Genomic DNA, 16,529 nt, shown 5'->3' with positions numbered 1-16,529 from the left:
AGGGTGGGAGCGAGGGCTTGGTCCGGCCGGAGGCTGGCGGAGAGGCCTTGGGTCGGGCTGGGGGTGCGCGCGAGGGCATAGTCCGGCCGGAGGCTGGCGGAGAGGCCTCGGCGCGGGCCGGGGGTCGGGATGCCGGGGGAGTTCGGGGGTTGGTTGCTGGGGCGGCTGGGCGGTTGGCTGCTGCGGGGGTTGGTTCGGCTGAGTATGACGCGGCGGAGTTGCTTGCGTTTGTTACTGGGTCGAGTCGGATGCGGCTGGCTGAGCCGAGTGAGGAGCAGCGGCGGATTTATGGCGAGTTGATCGACCGGCGGGCGGCTCGGGAGCCGTTGCAGCATCTGACTGGTACGGCGGGGTTTCGGTATCGGGAGCTGGTTGTCGGGCCCGGGGTGTTCGTGCCGCGGCCGGAGACCGAGGTGATGGTCGGCTGGATTCTCGAGCGGATCGCCGGCGTGAAGAACCCGCTGGTGGTCGACCTCTGCTCCGGGTCGGGCGCGATCGCCGGCGCGGTGGCGACCGAGCGCCCGGACAGCGTCGTACACGCCGTCGAGCTGTCACCCGAGGCATGCGTCTGGGCCCGGCGGAACCTCGACGGCACCGGCGCGATCCTGCACGAGGGCGACATCGACGGTTGCCTGCCGGAGCTCGACGGTCAGGTGGATGCGGTGATCTCCAACCCGCCGTACATCCCGTTGACTGCCTGGGAGTCCGTGACCGCCGAGGTACGCGACCACGACCCGGCGCTCGCCCTGTGGTCCGGTGAGGACGGCCTCGACGAGATCAAGGTGGTCGCCGCCACCGCGGCCCGCCTGCTCAAACCCGGCGGCTGGTTCGCCTGCGAACACGCCGACGTCCAGGGCGAGTCAGCCCCCGCCATCTTCACCGCCACCGGCTCTTTCACCGAGGTCCGCGACCAACTGGACCTCTCCGGCCGCCACCGCTTCACCACCGGCCGCCGGATCTGACCTTCCGGCAGGCCAACCGCTGAATCAGCCGCGCGAGATGCCGCGGGGGCGGGAGGTTGGGCGGGCCGGCGGTCGGGCTAGATCCTGTGAGCGGACGCGGTCGGATGCAGGTACTTCGGGACGCCGGCGGTCGACGCGGCAGACGACCGGGAAGTGATCCGCGCCGGGCAACCGGAGTACCTCGACCTCGCGGGCGACGAGGTCGGGGGTGGTGAAGAGGCGGTCGATCGAGCGGCCGTCCGGGGTGGTGGCGGGCGGTTGGTTGCCGAAGGCATCTACCAGGCCTAGGGATTTGCCGAAGAAATCCTCAGGATTCGGCATGTTGAGATCGCCGGCGACGATCGCGCGCCGCACACCGCGCGCCGCGAACGCCTCCCGCAAGTACTCCGCCAGCTGCTCGCCGGCCTCCCGCCCCGGCCCCTCGCGATACGTGTACTCGACCCCCTCGGCGCTCCGGAACATGTGGATCGGACACACCTGTCCGCCCACGATGTCGACCTCGCCGAGCGCCCCGAAGTCGCCGCGCACCACCAAGAATCCCTTGCCATGGGCAACAAGCGGTTCGCCCGTTCGCCAATGCAGGAAGTCGATCGAGGGGTTCGGCAGGTCGATCCGGTCCAGTTCGACCAGCGGGTATGATGACGCGATGCCGACGCCCAACCGGCGTACACCCGGGATATGCGAGTCCGAGAACGCGTGCCGTACCAACCGCGCATCGGGCATCGCGGCCGCGGTGAGCCGTTCGAGCTGATCGCCGGAAGGGTCGAGCTCGGTCACGATCAGCACATCCGGCCGCAACCTCGCGAGCGCGCGGCCGAAGTCCGCCGTCCGGTCCTCGTCCACGTAGTTGCCGGTGGAGTCGACGAAGCGACCGCCGGCGACGTTCGCGAAAGCGATCGAGATCACTCGTAGATCACCAGCTCGGGCCGCGGCTTGAGCGCGAGCACCTGCGGCGGCGTCATCAACGGACCGTGCCGCGTGTCCTCGGTGTAGAAGAGTTTGAACCCGGCATGCACGGCCGGCGACAGACCCGTCGTCAGCTTTGCCCACGTCTTGAGCTTGTCCTCGCGCGCGCCGATCCCGTCGACCGACTTGATCGTCACCACGCCCGGATGCGGCTTCAGCGCCTTCTCGTTGCTGACGATCCGCGCCGACAGCTGATGGAACACGAACACCTTCTCCGGCAGGTCGTTCGCCGTCACCAGCCCCGAGAGGTACGCCGCGATGCTGTCGAGCTCCGCGCCCGTCGTATGCCCGAAGACCCGTCCCGGCACCTGCCCTGGACCGACCGCCCATTCCGGATCGAACGCCAGCCCGACGTCCGGCTCCTTCAGCCATCGCTCGAGCCGCTTCACCTCGGGCAGGATCTTCGCCCGCCCCGGCTGGATGTCGAGCAGCAACAGCATCTTGTGCTTGCGCGCGACGGTCAGGTACCTCTCGATCGCCGCGTCGTCCAGCCGCCCGCGATACAGGCCGTCCTTGCCGCGCGACCCGCGTGCGACGACGGCGATCAGCTCCATCACCGGCTGCGGAGTCCGACCGCCCGCGTACGCCTGTGCCAGCTTCTCGAGCTTGGCCGCCTTCGCGTCGAGGTCCTTGTCCAGCGGCCCGAGCGCAGGCGATCCCGGCAGACCGACGTACCCGACCAGTTGGTACTTCGGGAAGATCACCCGCCCGCCCCGCGGCAGATCACCATTCGCCGGCGGGGGCGGGGGAGTCGGCGTAGCGCGCACAGGTGTCGGCGACGGTGAGCCGGCCGGAGCGGGTGACGGCGTATCGCTGCAGGCCGCAAGGCACAACAGGCCGACGGCCACCGCCCCACAGACTCTCCGCACCGGACCAGCCAATCACACGCCAGCCGCCGGACCTGACCCGATCCAGCCCGCGCTCCGACGCGGGCTGGAGCGAAGTAGCTACTCCTTGTTCTGCTCGACGTAGGCGTCGATCTCGGTCAGCAGGGAGTCCTTCACCGCGTCGTCGGCGAACGACACCCGGACAGCGGTCTTCGCCAGCTCGGCGGCGCCGGTCGCGTCCAGATCGAGCAGCCGCGACGCGACGACGTACTCGTTGGTGAGGTCGGTGCCGAACATCGGCGGGTCGTCGGAGTTGATCGTGACCACCAAGCCGGCATCGACCATCGCGCGCAGCGGGTGGACGTCGTACGACGCGACCGCGCGGGTGGCGATGTTCGACGTCGGACTGACCTCGAGCGGGATCCGGTGCTCACGCAGGTACTCGACCAGCTGCGGGTCCTGCATCGTCGACGTACCGTGGCCGATCCGCTCGGCCTTCAGCACCCGGACCGCGTCCCAGATCGTCTCCGGCCCGGTCGTCTCGCCCGCATGCGGCACGCTGTGCAGCCCCGCCGCGATCGCCGCGTCGAAGTGCGGCTGGAACTGCGGCCGCGGCACGCCGATCTCCGGGCCGCCCAGCCCGAACCCGACCAGTCCCTCCGGCCGGATCTTGGTCGCGATCCGCAAGGTCTCGTCGGCGGCCGGGATCCCTGCCTCACCGGAGATGTCGAAGATCCATCGCAGCACGAGACCGAACTCCTTCTCGGCCGCGACCCGTGCGTCCTCAATCGCCTCGCAGAACGCCTCCGCCTGGATCCCGCGCACCACCGAGGTGTACGGCGTGACCGTCAGCTCGGCGTAGCGCAGGTTCTGCTGCTCGGCCATCTCGCGGGCGATCTCGTACGTCAGCAGCCGCACGTCCTCCGGCGTCTTGATCAGCTCGACGACGGACAGGTAGATGTCGATGAAGTGCGCGAAGTCGCTGAACTTGAAGTACTCCGTGAGCGCGCCCGGGTCGGCCGGCACCGGCGATCCCGGGTGCCGCGCGGCGAGCTCGGCGACAATCCGCGGCGACGCGGATCCGACGTGGTGGACATGCAACTCGGCCTTCGGCAATCCGGCGAGGAACTCACGCGACACAGTCATGACCGGGATCTTAAGGAGGGCCGGGAGCGTTCGGGGGTAAAGCTGACAATCGTTTGTCAGCAACGCCCCGGTTGGAGTCCGGGCCCGCCCGAGTGGCACCATTCACCCCGTGAGTGAGCGCTTCGACTTCACCGGGGACGAACTGGCACCGGCGTACCGCGCGGCGGTGGACGCCATCGAGGCCGGCGACCTGGTCGTCCTGCCGACCGACACCGTGTACGGCATCGCCGCGGACGCCTTCAAGGCCGACGCCGTCCAGCGGCTGCTGGACGCCAAGGGCCGCGGCCGGGACATGCCGCCGCCGGTGCTGATCTCGGTGGCCGAGTCGCTGGACGCGCTCGCCACCGACGTACCGGAGAACGGGCGCAAGCTCGCGCAGGAGTTCTGGCCCGGGCCGCTGACGCTGATCTGCCACGCGCAGACCTCGCTGATGTGGGACCTGGGGGAGACCAAGGGCACGGTCGCGCTCCGGGTGCCCGACCACGAGAACACCCGCGAACTGCTGTCCCGGACCGGGCCGCTCGCGGTCAGCTCGGCGAACAAGTCCGGTCAGCCGGCGGCGATGGACGTGTACGACGCCGAGGAGCAACTGGCCGAATCGGTCGCGGTGTACCTCGATGGCGGCCAGGTCAGCGGCGGCGAACCGTCCACGATCGTCGACATCACCGGCGAGACGCCCCGGGTGGTCCGCGTCGGCGCTCTCTCGATCGAGCAGCTGCGCGCCGTCGTCCCCGAGGTCAGCACCCAGGACGACGAAGCCAAGCCGGACGAACCGACGACGGACGAGCCGAAGACTGACGAGCCGACGACGGACGAAGCGAAGACGGACGCGGCGAAGCCAACTGACGAGCCGGTCGCGGCGTCCAACGAGGGCGACGAGAAGCCCGATCCAGATGCGAGGCCTGCCGACTAGTGCGCGAGTACCTGCTGGTCCTGTTCGTGGCGATGGCCACGACCTTCTTGCTGACCGGCGTCGCCCGGCAGATCGCGCTGCGGTACGGCGCGGTCGCCAAGGTCCGGGCCCGGGACGTGCACAAGGTACCGATCCCGTACTTCGGCGGCCTGTCGATCCTCGGCGGCCTGATCGCGGCGTACATCGTCGCGTCGAACCTGCCGTTCCTCGGCAACAGCCTGCAGGTCGCACACGACGCCCGCGCCATCCTGGTCGGCGGCGTGGTGATCTGCGCGGTCGGCGTGGTCGACGACCTGTACGAGCTGGACGCGATCACCAAGCTGGCCGGCGAGGTCCTGGCGGTCGGCGTACTGGTTGTCCAAGGCATCCAGTTGTACTGGCTGCCGCTGCCCGGCGGTGTGATCTCACCATCGCCCGCGCAGCTGGCCGTGCTGACCGCCGGCATCCTGCTGGTCTCCTGCAACGCGGTGAACTTCGTCGACGGCCTGGACGGGCTCGCGGCGGGGGTGACCGCGATCGGCGCGACCGCGTTCTTCGCGTACTCGTACCTGCTGAACTTCCACGAGAACCTCGACCGCGCGACCACCTCGACCCTGATCACGGTCGCGCTGGCCGGCGCCTGCCTCGGTTTCCTGCCGCACAACTTCTTCCCCGCAAGGGTCTTCATGGGCGACTCCGGCGCCCTGCTGATCGGCCTGATGCTGGCGGCGTCGACGATCAGCCTGACCGGCCAGATGGACCCGAACGCCGTCCCGTACGAGGTCGGCGGCTCGAGCCTGCTGCCCGCGCTGCTTCCGTTGGTGCTCCCCATCGCCATCCTCGCGATCCCCGCACTGGACCTGACGCTCGCCTACATCCGCCGTACCAAGGCCGGCCGCTCGCCGTTCGCGGCCGACAAGCAGCACCTCCACCACCGCCTGATGCAACGCGGCCACTCGCACCGCCGCGCCGTCCTGCTGATGTACCTGTGGACCGCGCTGATCGCGTACGGCGTCGTGGTGCTCGGCCTCGTCCTGTACTGGTGGACCGCCCTGATCGTGCTGGCCGTCGCGGTCACCGCGGTCCTGCTCACGACCGGTCTCCCGAGGCGTTCGCGGAAACCGCTCGCCAAAGTTTGATCCCCACGGGCTGGGACCAGACCACTCGCCTTCCTGGCATACCGATAAGGTGTGGCTGTACAGCGGGAAGGACGCTCGTTTTGCTGACGGTGCAGACTTTGTGCTAGTTTTCACAAGCACCAGCAAAGAACAGCGACACCCCTGACCCCGCCCACCCGACGAATTGGCCGCGAGCCAGTTTCGCCAGCAGGACGGAACCACCAGATGGCTCCTACGGACCACAGCCCCAAACCCGCCGGACAAGCGACAAAGCACCCGGCGCTGGCAATGCTGCGTGGCGCTCTGATCGCCGCACTGGTCGTCGGAGTCAATGCGACCGCGGTGTCCACGGTCGCGGCCGGTGCCGCCGGTCTCTGGGGCGCACTGCTCGGCCTGCTGATGGTGATCGTCTTCTCCGGCGCCGGCCTGATCGCGCTGCACCTGTCCCGCAAGACTTCTCCGACCATGCAGCTGGCCGTCGCGATGGCGTCGTACACCGGCCGGATCGCGATCTTCGGCGGTCTGCTCGCGGTCGCGCTGAGCTCGGACAGCCTGGCCAGGCACGTGAATCTGACCGTGCTCGGCCTGGTCGCCCTGGTCGTCGTGATGGGCTGGATGGCAGGCGAGATCTGGGCCTGGTCCCGGCTGCGGGTGCCGATCTACGACCTCGACAAAGAGGTGACCGCATGAGCACGTTCGGTAACGATTCCCTTGGTGTGGTGGAGATCGCGGGCCCCGATGTGACCGCATCTGTCGCCAACTGGTACGTTTCGGGTGCCAATGAGCGAGCATCAGGATCCGAAGCCATCACCCCCGAATTCGGGCGACGGCTGGCGGGTCCTGTCCTACTTGATCGGCGGTGTCCTGCTCTACGGGGGCATCGGCTTCGGGCTGGATCGCCTCTTCGGCACCGAATTCTTGCTTCCGGTGGGCATCGTCCTCGGTGCCGGGCTCACCATCCTGCTGCTGCACTTCCGGTACGGATCGCGACCTTAAGATCCGGCCTGATCCCCTCGGGGACTGGCGCGATCCGCACCGGGTCTGACGTTGTTGACCGCCATGCCCTGAGCCGCCCTGCCCTTACGTACAAGGCGTCCGACTTGAGCACGACGCGAGAGGAGACCCGGTGATTGCCGGCGTTCCGACCGAGTTCATCCCGCCCGGTCCCCAGAACTTCGAGACCCCGCCCATCATCGACGGCGTGGACTGGTTCACCAAGCCTGTGCTGGTGGCCGCGCTGTCCGTCGTCGTGATCGCCTGGTTCTACTGGGCTGCGTCCCGCAAGGCCGCCATCGTCCCGAGCAGACTGCAGTTCGCGGGGGAGTTGGGCTACAACTTCGTCCGCAACTCGATCGCCCGGGACGCGATCGGCAGCCAGGAGTACATGAAGTACGTGCCGTACCTGTGCGGCCTGTTCTACTTCATCCTGCTGAACAACGTCGCCGGGACGATCCCGCTGGTCCAGTTCCCGACCTTCAGCCACATCGGCTGGGCGTACGTCGCCGCGATCATGAGCTGGATCATCTACAACGCGGTCGGCATCAGGAAGCACGGCCTCTGGGGTTACTTCAAGCACCAGACGATGCCGGCCGGTGTCCCGGTCTGGCTGATGCCGCTGATGATCCCGATCGAGTTCATCTCGAACATCGTGGTCCGGCCGATCTCGCTGAGCCTGCGGTTGTTCGCGAACATGTTCGCCGGTCACATCCTGCTGCTGGTGTTCGTGCTCGGCGGCCACTACATGGTGTTCGAGTCCGGGAACATCCTGCTCGGCGGCGTCGGCGTCATCACGTTCATCTTCGGTCTCGCCATCGCCGGGCTGGAGCTGTTCGTCCAGGCCATCCAGGCCTACATCTTCGTGGTGCTGACCGCGCAGTACATCGGCAGCGCCATCGCCGACGACCACTGATCCGCAGTACCTCCACATAGACCCGTAGTAACGGAAACCCGGATAGTCCCTATCCGTACCGAAAGGAAACACCTGAAATGGCTCTCGAGATTGCCGGCAACATCGCAGTCCTCGGCTACGGCCTCGCCGCGATCGGCCCGGGCGTCGGCGTCGGCCTGATCTTCGCTGCCGTCATCAACGGCACCGCGCGTCAGCCGGAGGCCCAGAGCAAGCTGCAGTCGATCGCGTGGATCGGCTTCGGCGTCACCGAGGTTCTGGCGATCATCGGTATCGCGCTCGCCTTCGTCTTCAAGGCCAGCTGACCCTCTTTCCAGACTGACTGACAGGACGCAGACATGACGACGTTGGTGCTACCGCTCAGCGAGGCAGCAGCCGGTGAGGACGTGAACCCGCTGCTGCCGCACACGCCGGAGATCATCTTTGGCTTCGTCTTCCTGGTCCTGCTGGCCATCCTCTTCGCCAAGGTCGTCGTCCCGAAGTTCGAGAAGGCGTACGCCGATCGGACCGCGGCCATCGAAGGCGGCATGGAAGATGCCAAGCAGGCCCAGGCCGAGGCGAAGGCTGCTCTGGACAAGTACAACGCGCAGCTGGCCGAAGCCCGCCAGGAAGCTGCGAAGATCCGCGAGGACGCCCGCGAGCAGGGTGCCCAGATCATCGCGGAGATGCGCGAGCAGGCGAACGCGGAGGCCGAGCGGATCGTCACGCACGCGCGCACCCAGATCGACGCCGAGCGGGCCCAGGCGGTCGCCTCGCTGCGCAGCGAGGTCGGCACGATGGCGACCACCCTGGCCGGCCGGATCGTCGGTGAGTCGCTCGAGGACGAGGCGCGCCAGCGCCGGACCGTCGAGCGTTTCCTGGCGGAGCTGGAGGAGTCGGAGTCGGCTCGTCAGGCCGTCGGAACGGACCGCTGATGCGCGGCGCGTCGCACGAGTCACTCGCCCGGGCCGAGGAGGCCCTGGCGGGTGTGAGCCCGGCCGAGGCGCTGGGCGGCGAGCTGTTCTCGATCGCCAAGCTGCTCGACAGCAACGGCGCGCTCCGGCGCGCGCTGACCGACCCGGCCCGTCCGAAGGACACCAAGGTCGGCCTGGCGCAGCAGCTGTTCGGCGGCAAGATCTCCGCCCAGGCGTTGGAGATCCTGTCCGTCGCGGTGTCCGGCCGCTGGGTCAGCGGTCGTGACCTGGCCGACGCCCTCGACCAGCTGAGTGTCGAGGCCGAGGTGGCGTACGCCGACAGCCGCCGCAAGCTCGACGAGGTCGAGGACGAGCTGTTCCGGCTGGACCGCGTGGTCGCGGTCGAGCGGGCCCTGGCCGACAAGCTGGGGGACCGGGTGATCCCGGTCGAGCACCGCCAGCAGCTGATCCGCGGGTTGCTGCAGGGCAAGGCCGACGTCAGCACGGTGCGGCTGGCCGAGCGGGCCGTGGACGGGCGGGGCCGGAGCTTCGCGGCGTCGATGCGGAGCTACCAGGTCGCCGCGGCGGCCCGGCGCAGCGCCAGCATCGCGACCGTGCGGGTGGCCACCGACCTGTCGGAGGCGGAGCGCACCCGGCTGGCCGACGCGCTCAGCCGGCAGTACGGCCGGCAGATCCAGCTGAACGTGATCGTCGACCCGCAGGTGGTCGGCGGCGTCCGGGTGGACATCGGCGACGAAGTGATCGACGGAACCATCGCGGCCCGGCTCGACGAAGCGCAGCGGCGCATCGCGGGCTGACGGCTCACAGACAACAGGCCAGCAAGGTCAAGGAAGCAGGATATAGAGATGGCTGAGCTCACGATCAGGCCGGAGGAGATCCGGGACGCCCTGGATCAGTTCGTCAACGAGTACCAACCCACCGAGACGTCCGCGGAAGAGGTCGGCACCGTCGTCGACGCCGGCGACGGTATCGCCCACGTCGAGGGCCTGCCCTCGGCGATGACCAACGAGCTGCTCGAGTTCGAGGACGGCACCCGGGGTATCGCGCTGAACCTGGACGTCCGCGACATCGGTGTCGTCGTTCTCGGTGAGTTCGACGGGATCGAGGAGGGCCAGCAGGTCCGGCGGACCGGTCAGGTGCTGTCGGTCCCGGTCGGCGAAGGCTACCTCGGCCGGGTCGTCGACCCGCTGGGCAAGCCGATCGACGGCCTGGGCGAGATCCAGGGCCTCGAGGGCGACCGCGCGCTGGAGCTGCAGGCGGCCGGCGTGATGGACCGCCAGGAGGTCCGCCAGCCGCTGCAGACCGGTATCAAGGCGATCGACGGGATGATCCCGATCGGACGCGGCCAGCGCGAGCTGATCATCGGCGACCGCAAGACCGGCAAGACCGCGATCGCGATCGACACGATCATCAACCAGAAGGCGAACTGGGAGTCCGGCGACCCGGACAAGCAGGTCCGCTGCATCTACGTCGCCATCGGCCAGAAGGGCTCGACGATCGCCGCTGTCCGCGGCGCGCTCGAAGAGGCCGGCGCGATGGAGTACACCACGATCGTCGCCTCCCCGGCGTCCGACCCGGCCGGCTTCAAGTACGTCGCGCCGTACACCGGCTCGGCCATCGGCCAGCACTGGATGTACCAGGGCAAGCACGTGCTGATCGTCTTCGACGACCTGACCAAGCAGGCCGAGGCGTACCGCGCGATGTCGCTGCTGCTGCGCCGCCCGCCGGGCCGCGAGGCGTACCCGGGTGACGTCTTCTACCTGCACAGCCGTCTGCTCGAGCGTTGCGCGAAGCTGTCCGACGAGCTCGGCGCGGGCTCGATGACCGGTCTGCCGATCATCGAGACCAAGGCCAACGACGTCTCGGCGTTCATCCCGACCAACGTCATCTCGATCACCGACGGCCAGATCTTCCTGCAGTCGGACCTGTTCAACGCCAACATCCGGCCGGCCATCGACGTCGGTATCTCGGTCTCCCGGGTCGGCGGCGCCGCGCAGGTCAAGGGCATGAAGAACGTGTCCGGCTCGCTGAAGATCGACCTGGCCCAGTTCCGGGCGATGGAGGCGTTCGCGATGTTCGCGTCCGACCTCGACGCCACCTCCCGCCGGCAGCTCGACCGCGGACAGCGGCTCGTGCAGCTGCTGCGTCAGCCGCAGTACTCGCCGTACCCGGTCGAGGACCAGATCGTCTCCATCTGGGCCGGTACCCGCGGCCACTTCGACGACGTGCCGGTCGACGACGTACTCCGCTTCGAGCGGGACTTCCTGGACTACCTGCGGCGCGACAGCAAGGTGCTCGACGCGATCCGTGAGTCCGGGCTGTTCGGCGACGACGAGGCGCAGGCCGTCACCGACGCCCTGAAGGCGTTCAAGCCGACGTTCCAGACCTCCGAGGGCACCCTGCTGGGTACCGAGGCCGAGGCCGAGGCGATGGACGAAGAGGACGTCGAGCAGGAGCAGATCGTCAAGCAGAAGCGGAGCTGACCGATGCCGGCCAACCTGCGGGAGCTTCGTGATCGGAAGGCCTCGGTCTCCACGATCAAGAAGCTCACCCGTGCGATGGAGCTCATCGCGGCGTCCCGGATCGTCAAGGCGCAGCAGCGCGCCCAGGCGGCCGGTCCGTACGCGCGTGAGCTCACCCGCGCCGTGTCGGCGGTGGCGACGTTCTCGAACGTCGACCACCCGCTGACCACCGAGAAGCCGAATCCCAAGCGGGCCGCCGTTCTGCTGATCACCTCCGACCGCGGTCAGGCCGGTGCGTACTCGGCGAACGTGATCCGTGAAGGCGAGCGGCTGCACCAGATGCTGCGGGAGGACGACAAGCAGATCGTCTCCTACCTCAGCGGCCGCAAGGGACTCGCGTACTACACGTTCCGGCAGCGCGAGATCGCGCAGTCGTGGACCGGCGACTCCGACGCGCCGTCGTTCGCCCGGGCACGGGAGATCGCGGACGCGCTGATCGAGGCGTTCCTGACCCCGACCGAGGAGGGCGGTGTGGACGAGATCCACATCGTCTTCACCCGGTTCGTGTCGATGCTGACCCAGCGCCCGGACGTGATCCGGCTGCTGCCGCTGGAGGTCATCGAGGGCGAGGAGGCGCCGGCCGCGGACGACGTTCTGCCGCTGTACGAGTTCGAGCCGTCCGCCGAAGAGGTGCTCGACGGGCTGCTGCCGAAGTACGTGGCCAGCCGGATCCACTACTGCATGCTGCAGGCGGCGGCGTCCGAGCTGGCCAACCGGCAGCGGGCGATGAAGTCTGCGACCGACAACGCGCAGGACCTGATCGAGAGCCTGACCCGGGACCTGAACCAGGCCCGGCAGGCACAAATTACCCAGGAAATCAGCGAGATCGTCGGTGGCGCCAGCGCGCTGGCCGACGCGAACGCCGGGAGCGAGTGAGAGAGATGACTGCCACGGTTACCGAGAAGAACAACGAGGCGGGTGCCACCGGCATCGGTCGCGTCGCCCGGGTGATCGGCCCGGTCGTCGACGTCGAGTTCCCAGTGGACGCGATGCCGGACATGTACAACGCGCTCGAGGTGGACATCACCCTGGGCGACCTGACCCAGACGATCACCCTCGAGGTTGCGCTGCACGTCGGCGACAACATCGTCCGCGCGATCTCGATGAAGCCGACCGACGGCCTGGTCCGCGGCGCCGAGGTGCGCGACACCGGCGCCGCGATCTCGGTGCCGGTCGGCGACGTCACCAAGGGCCGGGTCTGGTCGGTCACCGGCAAGTGCCTGAGCCAGGACGAGTCCGAGTTCGAGATCACCGAGCGCTGGCCGATCCACCGCAAGGCGCCGGCCTTCGATCAGCTCGAGTCCAAGACCGAGATGCTGGAGACCGGCATCAAGGTGCTCGACCTGCTCACGCCGTACGTGCAGGGTGGCAAGATCGGCCTGTTCGGCGGTGCGGGTGTCGGCAAGACCGTTCTGATCCAGGAGATGATCTACCGGATCGCCCACAACTTCGGTGGTACGTCGGTGTTCGCCGGCGTGGGCGAGCGGACCCGTGAGGGCAACGACCTCATCAACGAGATGGAAGAGGCCGGCGTCTTCAAGGACACCGCACTGGTGTTCGGCCAGATGGACGAGCCGCCGGGCACGCGCCTGCGGGTCGCGCTGTCGGCGCTGACGATGGCGGAGTACTTCCGCGACGTCGCGCAGCAGGACGTGCTGCTGTTCATCGACAACATCTTCCGGTTCACCCAGGCCGGTTCCGAGGTCTCCACGCTGCTCGGCCGGATGCCGAGCGCCGTCGGTTACCAGCCGAACCTGGCCGACGAGATGGGCGTGCTGCAGGAGCGGATCACGTCGACCCGCGGTCACTCGATCACCTCGATGCAGGCGATCTACGTGCCCGCCGACGACTACACCGACCCGGCGCCGGCCACCACGTTCGCGCACCTGGACGCGACCACCGAGCTCTCGCGTGACATCGCCGCCCGTGGTCTGTACCCGGCCGTCGACCCGCTGACCTCGACGTCGCGGATCCTCGACCCGCAGTACATCGGCCAGGAGCACTACGACGTGGCCGTCCGGGTCAAGCAGATCCTGCAGAAGAACAAGGAACTGCAGGACATCATCGCGATCCTCGGTGTCGACGAGCTCTCCGAAGAGGACAAGATCACCGTCGCCCGCGCGCGCCGGATCGAGCAGTTCCTCTCGCAGAACACCTACATGGCGGAGAAGTTCACCAACATCCCGGGTTCGACCGTGCCGCTGAAGGACACGATCGAGTCGTTCAAGAAGATCACCGAGGGCGAGTACGACCACGTCGCCGAGCAGGCCTTCTTCAACGTCGGTTCGCTCGAGGACGTCGACCGCAAGTGGGCCGAGCTGCAGAAGGAAAACTGAGATGGCTGACCACTTGGAGGTGGCGCTCGTCGCCGCCGAGCGGACGGTCTGGCAGGGCGAGGCGAAGATCGTGATCGCCCGCACCACGGACGGCGACGTCGGCATCCTGCCCGGCCACGCGCCGCTGCTGGGCCTGCTGCAGGGCGGCACCGTCCAGGTGCGGACCGTCGACGACGAGTACTTCGTCGCGGCCGCGCCGGACGGGTTCATCTCGGTGGCCAACGACCGGGTCTCGATCCTGGCCGAGAACGCCGAGATGGGTCACGACATCGATCTGGAGGAGGCTCGGCGCGAGCTCGAGCAGGCGCTGGCGGCCGGCCTGGCCGACGCCGACGCCGACGAGTTGCGTCTCGCCGAGGCCAGGGTCCGGGCCGCCGAACAGACGTCGTAACCCCACCTGCCATAATCAAATATCGTCACTGACAGTACGGTTCTCCTCCGGTGCCCGGGGTGTACCGGACAGTGGGCACCGGAAAGGGTCGGCAAGGTATGAGGACAGTCCTCGATGTCGTCGGGGTCTGTCTGCTTGCCGCCGTACTGTTCATCGTGCTTGTCGCGTTCCGCCGTCGCTGGTTGTCCAGGGACGGCGGAACTTTTGATTGCAGCCTGCAGCTCGCCGAGAAGGAGCACGGCCGCGGCTGGGCGCTCGGCCTGGCCCGCTACGTCGGCGACGAGCTGCAGTGGTTCCGCGTCTTCAGCCTGGCCTGGTGGCCGAAGCTCGTCGTCAACCGCCGCCAGCTCGACGGCATCAGCACCCGCCGCCCGATGGGCAACGAGCCCCTGGTGACGTACGCCGGCCATGTCATCGTCGACGCCGACCTCAAGGGACGCACCGTCCACTTCGCCATGACCGAAGAAGCCCTCACCGGCGTCCTCGCCTGGATGGAATCCGCACCTCCCAGCACCCAGACCTACCTGTAGTCCGCTCGTCGTAGGAGTGTCAGGGCCACGATAAGTACGTCGTGGACGAGCACACTGGACCGGTGGAAGCATGGGAGTTCGGCCGGGCGGTCCGTCGATGGCGCGATCGGGTGTCGCCCGGCGCGGTGGGTCTGCCACCGGGCAGCCGTCGCCGTGCGACCGGACTGCGGCGGGAGGAGCTCGCCGCCCTGGCGGGTATCTCGGCCGACTACCTGACCCGGCTGGAACAAGGCCGGGCGACATCGCCGTCGCCGCAGGTGGTCGAGGCGCTGGCTCGCGCGCTGCGAGTGTCCGATTCCGAGCGTGACCTGCTCTTCGAGCTGGCCGGGCTCTCGGCGCCGGGCCCGGACGTGGTGCCGTCGCGGATCAGTGCGAGCGTGCAACGGCTGCTTGATCGGGTGGCAGACACACCGGTGGCTGTGTACGACGCGACGTGGACGCTGCTCGACGCCAACACGCCGTACGACGCGCTGATGGGCGAGACGACCGCGTGGCAAGGGCTCGAGCGAAATGCGCTCTGGCGCAACTTCGTCGGGCCCGGTTCCCGCGTGATTCATTCGCCCGAGGAGAAAACGGAGCTGCTGGCCGGGCAGGTGGCCGACCTGCGCCGGACTGCGGCGCGCTATCCGGCGGACCGTCAGTTGCGCGCGCTGGTCCGCGAGCTCGCGGAGCACAGTCCGCACTTCGCTGACCTGTGGGCGCGGGACGACCCGAAGCTGTACTCCGAGCCGTCGAAGCGCAAGGTGGTCGATCATCCGACCGTCGGGCCGATCGCTCTCGACTGCGACGTTCTGTTCGTCGCCGCCGACGACGTACGGCTGATGATCTACACTGCCGAGCCGGGTACCGAGGACGCGGACCGGCTGGCCCTTGCGGTCGTCCTCGGGACGCAGCAGCTGGTGGAGTGAGCGCCGGTCCTGGCCCTCTCGGTCCTACGAAAACCAGACGGCTGTTCGGGCGCCGACGACCGACCGAGACTCGTCGTATGAACTCGCAGAATGCATGGATCATCACCGGGCCGACGTCCGGCATCGGCCGTCGTACCGCCCTCGAACTCGCCGCGTACGGCACGGTCGTACTGGTCGGGCGCGATCCGGCCAAGCTCGCCGTGGTCGAGCAGCAGATCGAGGCGCGAGGCGGACAGGCGGTTCCGGTCGTCGCCGACTTCTCCGATGTCGGGAGCGTACGGCGAGCCGCCGGCGAGATCGTCGCCCTCGGCCTGCAGATCGCCGGGGTGCTGAACAACGCCGGCATCTTCCCGCTGGAGAGCCGCACGACGCGGCAGGGTTGGGATCTCACGTACGCGACCAACCACCTCGGTCCGTTCGCCTTCACGGAGGCTCTTGTGCCGCACCTGCCGGACGGTGCCAATGTGGTGTTCGTCTGCTCCGCCGTCGAGGATCCCGAACGCAGGCCTGCCGTCATGGCCGGGTTTCGCGGCGCACGTTTCGTCTCGGTCGAGGCGAGTGTCCGTGGTGAGTGGAAGCCAGGCGGGTCCACGCGACCCGGCCTCGACGCCTACGCGACCTCGAAGCAGGGCAATCTCGCGACGGTACTGGCGTTCGCGCGCGAGACGCCCCGCCTGCGCTTCAACGCGGTCGAGCCGGGATTCAGCCCCGGTAGCGACCTCAGCCGTGACGCCGGACCGCTGCTGGTGTTCTTGTCGAAGTACGTCCTGTCGCCGTTGGCGCCGATGATCAAGTACTGGAGCACGCCGAAGCGTGCCGCTCGGGTGATCACCGAGGTCCTGACCGCCGACTCCGACGCGTCGGGCGTCTACTACGACGAGCGCGGCAAGCCGATGCTCGGCTCGGCGCAGGTGCGTGATCCCGGGTTCAGCGAGCGGGTTGTCGCGGAGACGCGGGCGTTCCTCGCGACCGTTCCGGCCGCGCCGTAATTCGATAGTTTGCGGCATGCGGTGCGTGCCATCATCTCCGGCATGGAGACTTACTTCTTCCGCGTGGGCTAGCTTCCGCTGGCCTGTTCGAGGTTTCCCGCGGTCAGCGATGCGGGAGTGAC

At 68.3% G+C, this 16,529-nt stretch carries 19 protein-coding genes; 16 read left to right on the top strand and 3 right to left on the bottom strand.

Annotated features, from left to right (window positions below; genetic code table 11):
* Nucleotides 1-149: 149 nt before the first annotated feature.
* On the top strand, nt 150-962 hold the full coding sequence (prmC, locus tag AB0J62_RS30345) for a peptide chain release factor N(5)-glutamine methyltransferase (RefSeq protein WP_363878173.1): 813 nt from the start codon (nt 150-152) through the stop codon (nt 960-962).
* Nucleotides 963-986: 24 nt separating this feature from the next.
* Here prmC and AB0J62_RS30340 read toward each other — a convergent pair whose 3' ends face one another.
* The 3 genes from AB0J62_RS30340 to AB0J62_RS30330 all read right to left on the bottom strand — a co-directional run bounded on the left by AB0J62_RS30340 (nt 987) and on the right by AB0J62_RS30330 (nt 3,901).
* A complete protein-coding gene (locus tag AB0J62_RS30340) occupies nt 987-1,868 on the bottom strand; it encodes an endonuclease/exonuclease/phosphatase family protein (RefSeq protein ID WP_363878171.1) in 882 nt (293 codons plus the stop codon).
* Nucleotides 1,865-2,632, bottom strand: a complete 768-nt coding sequence (locus AB0J62_RS30335; RefSeq protein ID WP_363878169.1) for a hypothetical protein — start codon at nt 2,630-2,632, stop codon at nt 1,865-1,867. The genes AB0J62_RS30340 and AB0J62_RS30335 overlap by 4 nt, the downstream gene beginning before the upstream one ends.
* A gap of 243 nt (nt 2,633-2,875) precedes the next feature.
* A complete protein-coding gene (locus tag AB0J62_RS30330) occupies nt 2,876-3,901 on the bottom strand; it encodes an adenosine deaminase (protein ID WP_363878167.1) in 1,026 nt (341 codons plus the stop codon).
* A gap of 109 nt (nt 3,902-4,010) precedes the next feature.
* Here AB0J62_RS30330 and AB0J62_RS30325 point away from each other — a divergent pair, with 109 nt between their 5' ends.
* The 15 genes from AB0J62_RS30325 (at nt 4,011) to AB0J62_RS30255 (ending at nt 16,407) form a co-directional block, all read left to right on the top strand.
* On the top strand, nt 4,011-4,814 hold the full coding sequence (locus AB0J62_RS30325) for an L-threonylcarbamoyladenylate synthase (protein WP_363878165.1): 804 nt from the start codon (nt 4,011-4,013) through the stop codon (nt 4,812-4,814).
* Nucleotides 4,814-5,932, top strand: coding sequence for an MraY family glycosyltransferase (locus AB0J62_RS30320; RefSeq protein ID WP_134111291.1), 1,119 nt, complete (start codon nt 4,814-4,816; stop codon nt 5,930-5,932). Before AB0J62_RS30325 ends, AB0J62_RS30320 begins: the two co-directional genes overlap by 1 nt.
* A gap of 204 nt (nt 5,933-6,136) precedes the next feature.
* Nucleotides 6,137-6,601: a hypothetical protein gene (locus AB0J62_RS30315; RefSeq protein WP_363878162.1), complete on the top strand. Its 465-nt coding sequence runs from the start codon at nt 6,137-6,139 to the stop codon at nt 6,599-6,601.
* A 90-nt stretch (nt 6,602-6,691) separates the two neighbouring features.
* Entirely contained in the window at nt 6,692-6,907 is a 216-nt protein-coding gene (locus AB0J62_RS30310) for a hypothetical protein (protein WP_363878160.1), read from the top strand.
* Nucleotides 6,908-7,037: 130 nt separating this feature from the next.
* Entirely contained in the window at nt 7,038-7,820 is a 783-nt protein-coding gene (gene atpB, locus AB0J62_RS30305) for a F0F1 ATP synthase subunit A (RefSeq protein WP_363878158.1), read from the top strand.
* Nucleotides 7,821-7,897: 77 nt separating this feature from the next.
* Entirely contained in the window at nt 7,898-8,122 is a 225-nt protein-coding gene (gene atpE / locus AB0J62_RS30300) for an ATP synthase F0 subunit C (RefSeq protein ID WP_130448646.1), read from the top strand.
* A gap of 33 nt (nt 8,123-8,155) precedes the next feature.
* The gene (locus tag AB0J62_RS30295; RefSeq protein WP_363878156.1) at nt 8,156-8,731 is read left to right on the top strand and encodes a F0F1 ATP synthase subunit B; all 576 of its coding nucleotides are present in this window, start codon (nt 8,156-8,158) and stop codon (nt 8,729-8,731) included.
* Nucleotides 8,731-9,528: a F0F1 ATP synthase subunit delta gene (locus tag AB0J62_RS30290; protein WP_363878154.1), complete on the top strand. Its 798-nt coding sequence runs from the start codon at nt 8,731-8,733 to the stop codon at nt 9,526-9,528. The genes AB0J62_RS30295 and AB0J62_RS30290 overlap by 1 nt, the downstream gene beginning before the upstream one ends.
* A 48-nt stretch (nt 9,529-9,576) precedes the next feature.
* Nucleotides 9,577-11,214 carry a F0F1 ATP synthase subunit alpha gene (atpA, locus tag AB0J62_RS30285; protein WP_363878152.1) on the top strand — a complete coding sequence of 546 codons (1,638 nt, stop codon included), beginning with the start codon at nt 9,577-9,579 and terminating at the stop codon, nt 11,212-11,214.
* 3 nt (nt 11,215-11,217) lie between these two features.
* Nucleotides 11,218-12,129 carry a F0F1 ATP synthase subunit gamma gene (locus tag AB0J62_RS30280; protein WP_134111305.1) on the top strand — a complete coding sequence of 304 codons (912 nt, stop codon included), beginning with the start codon at nt 11,218-11,220 and terminating at the stop codon, nt 12,127-12,129.
* A 5-nt stretch (nt 12,130-12,134) separates the two neighbouring features.
* The gene (gene atpD / locus AB0J62_RS30275; protein WP_134111307.1) at nt 12,135-13,589 is read left to right on the top strand and encodes a F0F1 ATP synthase subunit beta; all 1,455 of its coding nucleotides are present in this window, start codon (nt 12,135-12,137) and stop codon (nt 13,587-13,589) included.
* Between the two features lies 1 nt (nt 13,590).
* The gene (locus AB0J62_RS30270; protein WP_134111309.1) at nt 13,591-13,980 is read left to right on the top strand and encodes a F0F1 ATP synthase subunit epsilon; all 390 of its coding nucleotides are present in this window, start codon (nt 13,591-13,593) and stop codon (nt 13,978-13,980) included.
* Nucleotides 13,981-14,078: 98 nt separating this feature from the next.
* Entirely contained in the window at nt 14,079-14,510 is a 432-nt protein-coding gene (locus AB0J62_RS30265; protein ID WP_363878148.1) for a DUF2550 domain-containing protein, read from the top strand.
* 62 nt (nt 14,511-14,572) lie between these two features.
* A complete protein-coding gene (locus AB0J62_RS30260; RefSeq protein WP_363878146.1) occupies nt 14,573-15,418 on the top strand; it encodes a helix-turn-helix transcriptional regulator in 846 nt (281 codons plus the stop codon).
* 77 nt (nt 15,419-15,495) lie between these two features.
* On the top strand, nt 15,496-16,407 hold the full coding sequence (locus tag AB0J62_RS30255; protein WP_363878144.1) for an SDR family NAD(P)-dependent oxidoreductase: 912 nt from the start codon (nt 15,496-15,498) through the stop codon (nt 16,405-16,407).
* The last annotated feature ends 122 nt before the right edge of the window (nt 16,408-16,529 follow it).

It is taken from the genome of Kribbella sp. NPDC049584, from assembly GCF_040675555.1.
GTDB lineage: Bacteria > Actinomycetota > Actinomycetes > Propionibacteriales > Kribbellaceae > Kribbella.
This window is presented reverse-complemented; position numbering and strand designations above follow the sequence as displayed.

What these genes read in the sequence shown, in the direction of transcription:
- AB0J62_RS30295 (WP_363878156.1), top strand. Translation starts at nt 8,156, where the DNA reads ATGACGACGTTGGTGCTACCGCTCAGCGAGGCAGCAGCCGGTGAGGAC.
- AB0J62_RS30310 (WP_363878160.1), top strand. Translation starts at nt 6,692, where the DNA reads ATGAGCGAGCATCAGGATCCGAAGCCATCACCCCCGAATTCGGGCGAC.
- atpD (WP_134111307.1), top strand. Translation starts at nt 12,135, where the DNA reads ATGACTGCCACGGTTACCGAGAAGAACAACGAGGCGGGTGCCACCGGC.
- AB0J62_RS30255 (WP_363878144.1), top strand. Translation starts at nt 15,496, where the DNA reads ATGAACTCGCAGAATGCATGGATCATCACCGGGCCGACGTCCGGCATC.
- AB0J62_RS30265 (WP_363878148.1), top strand. Translation starts at nt 14,079, where the DNA reads ATGAGGACAGTCCTCGATGTCGTCGGGGTCTGTCTGCTTGCCGCCGTA.
- AB0J62_RS30280 (WP_134111305.1), top strand. Translation starts at nt 11,218, where the DNA reads ATGCCGGCCAACCTGCGGGAGCTTCGTGATCGGAAGGCCTCGGTCTCC.
- AB0J62_RS30290 (WP_363878154.1), top strand. Translation starts at nt 8,731, where the DNA reads ATGCGCGGCGCGTCGCACGAGTCACTCGCCCGGGCCGAGGAGGCCCTG.
- atpE (WP_130448646.1), top strand. Translation starts at nt 7,898, where the DNA reads ATGGCTCTCGAGATTGCCGGCAACATCGCAGTCCTCGGCTACGGCCTC.
- AB0J62_RS30270 (WP_134111309.1), top strand. Translation starts at nt 13,591, where the DNA reads ATGGCTGACCACTTGGAGGTGGCGCTCGTCGCCGCCGAGCGGACGGTC.
- atpA (WP_363878152.1), top strand. Translation starts at nt 9,577, where the DNA reads ATGGCTGAGCTCACGATCAGGCCGGAGGAGATCCGGGACGCCCTGGAT.
- AB0J62_RS30330 (WP_363878167.1), bottom strand. Translation starts at nt 3,901, where the DNA reads ATGACTGTGTCGCGTGAGTTCCTCGCCGGATTGCCGAAGGCCGAGTTG.
- AB0J62_RS30315 (WP_363878162.1), top strand. Translation starts at nt 6,137, where the DNA reads ATGGCTCCTACGGACCACAGCCCCAAACCCGCCGGACAAGCGACAAAG.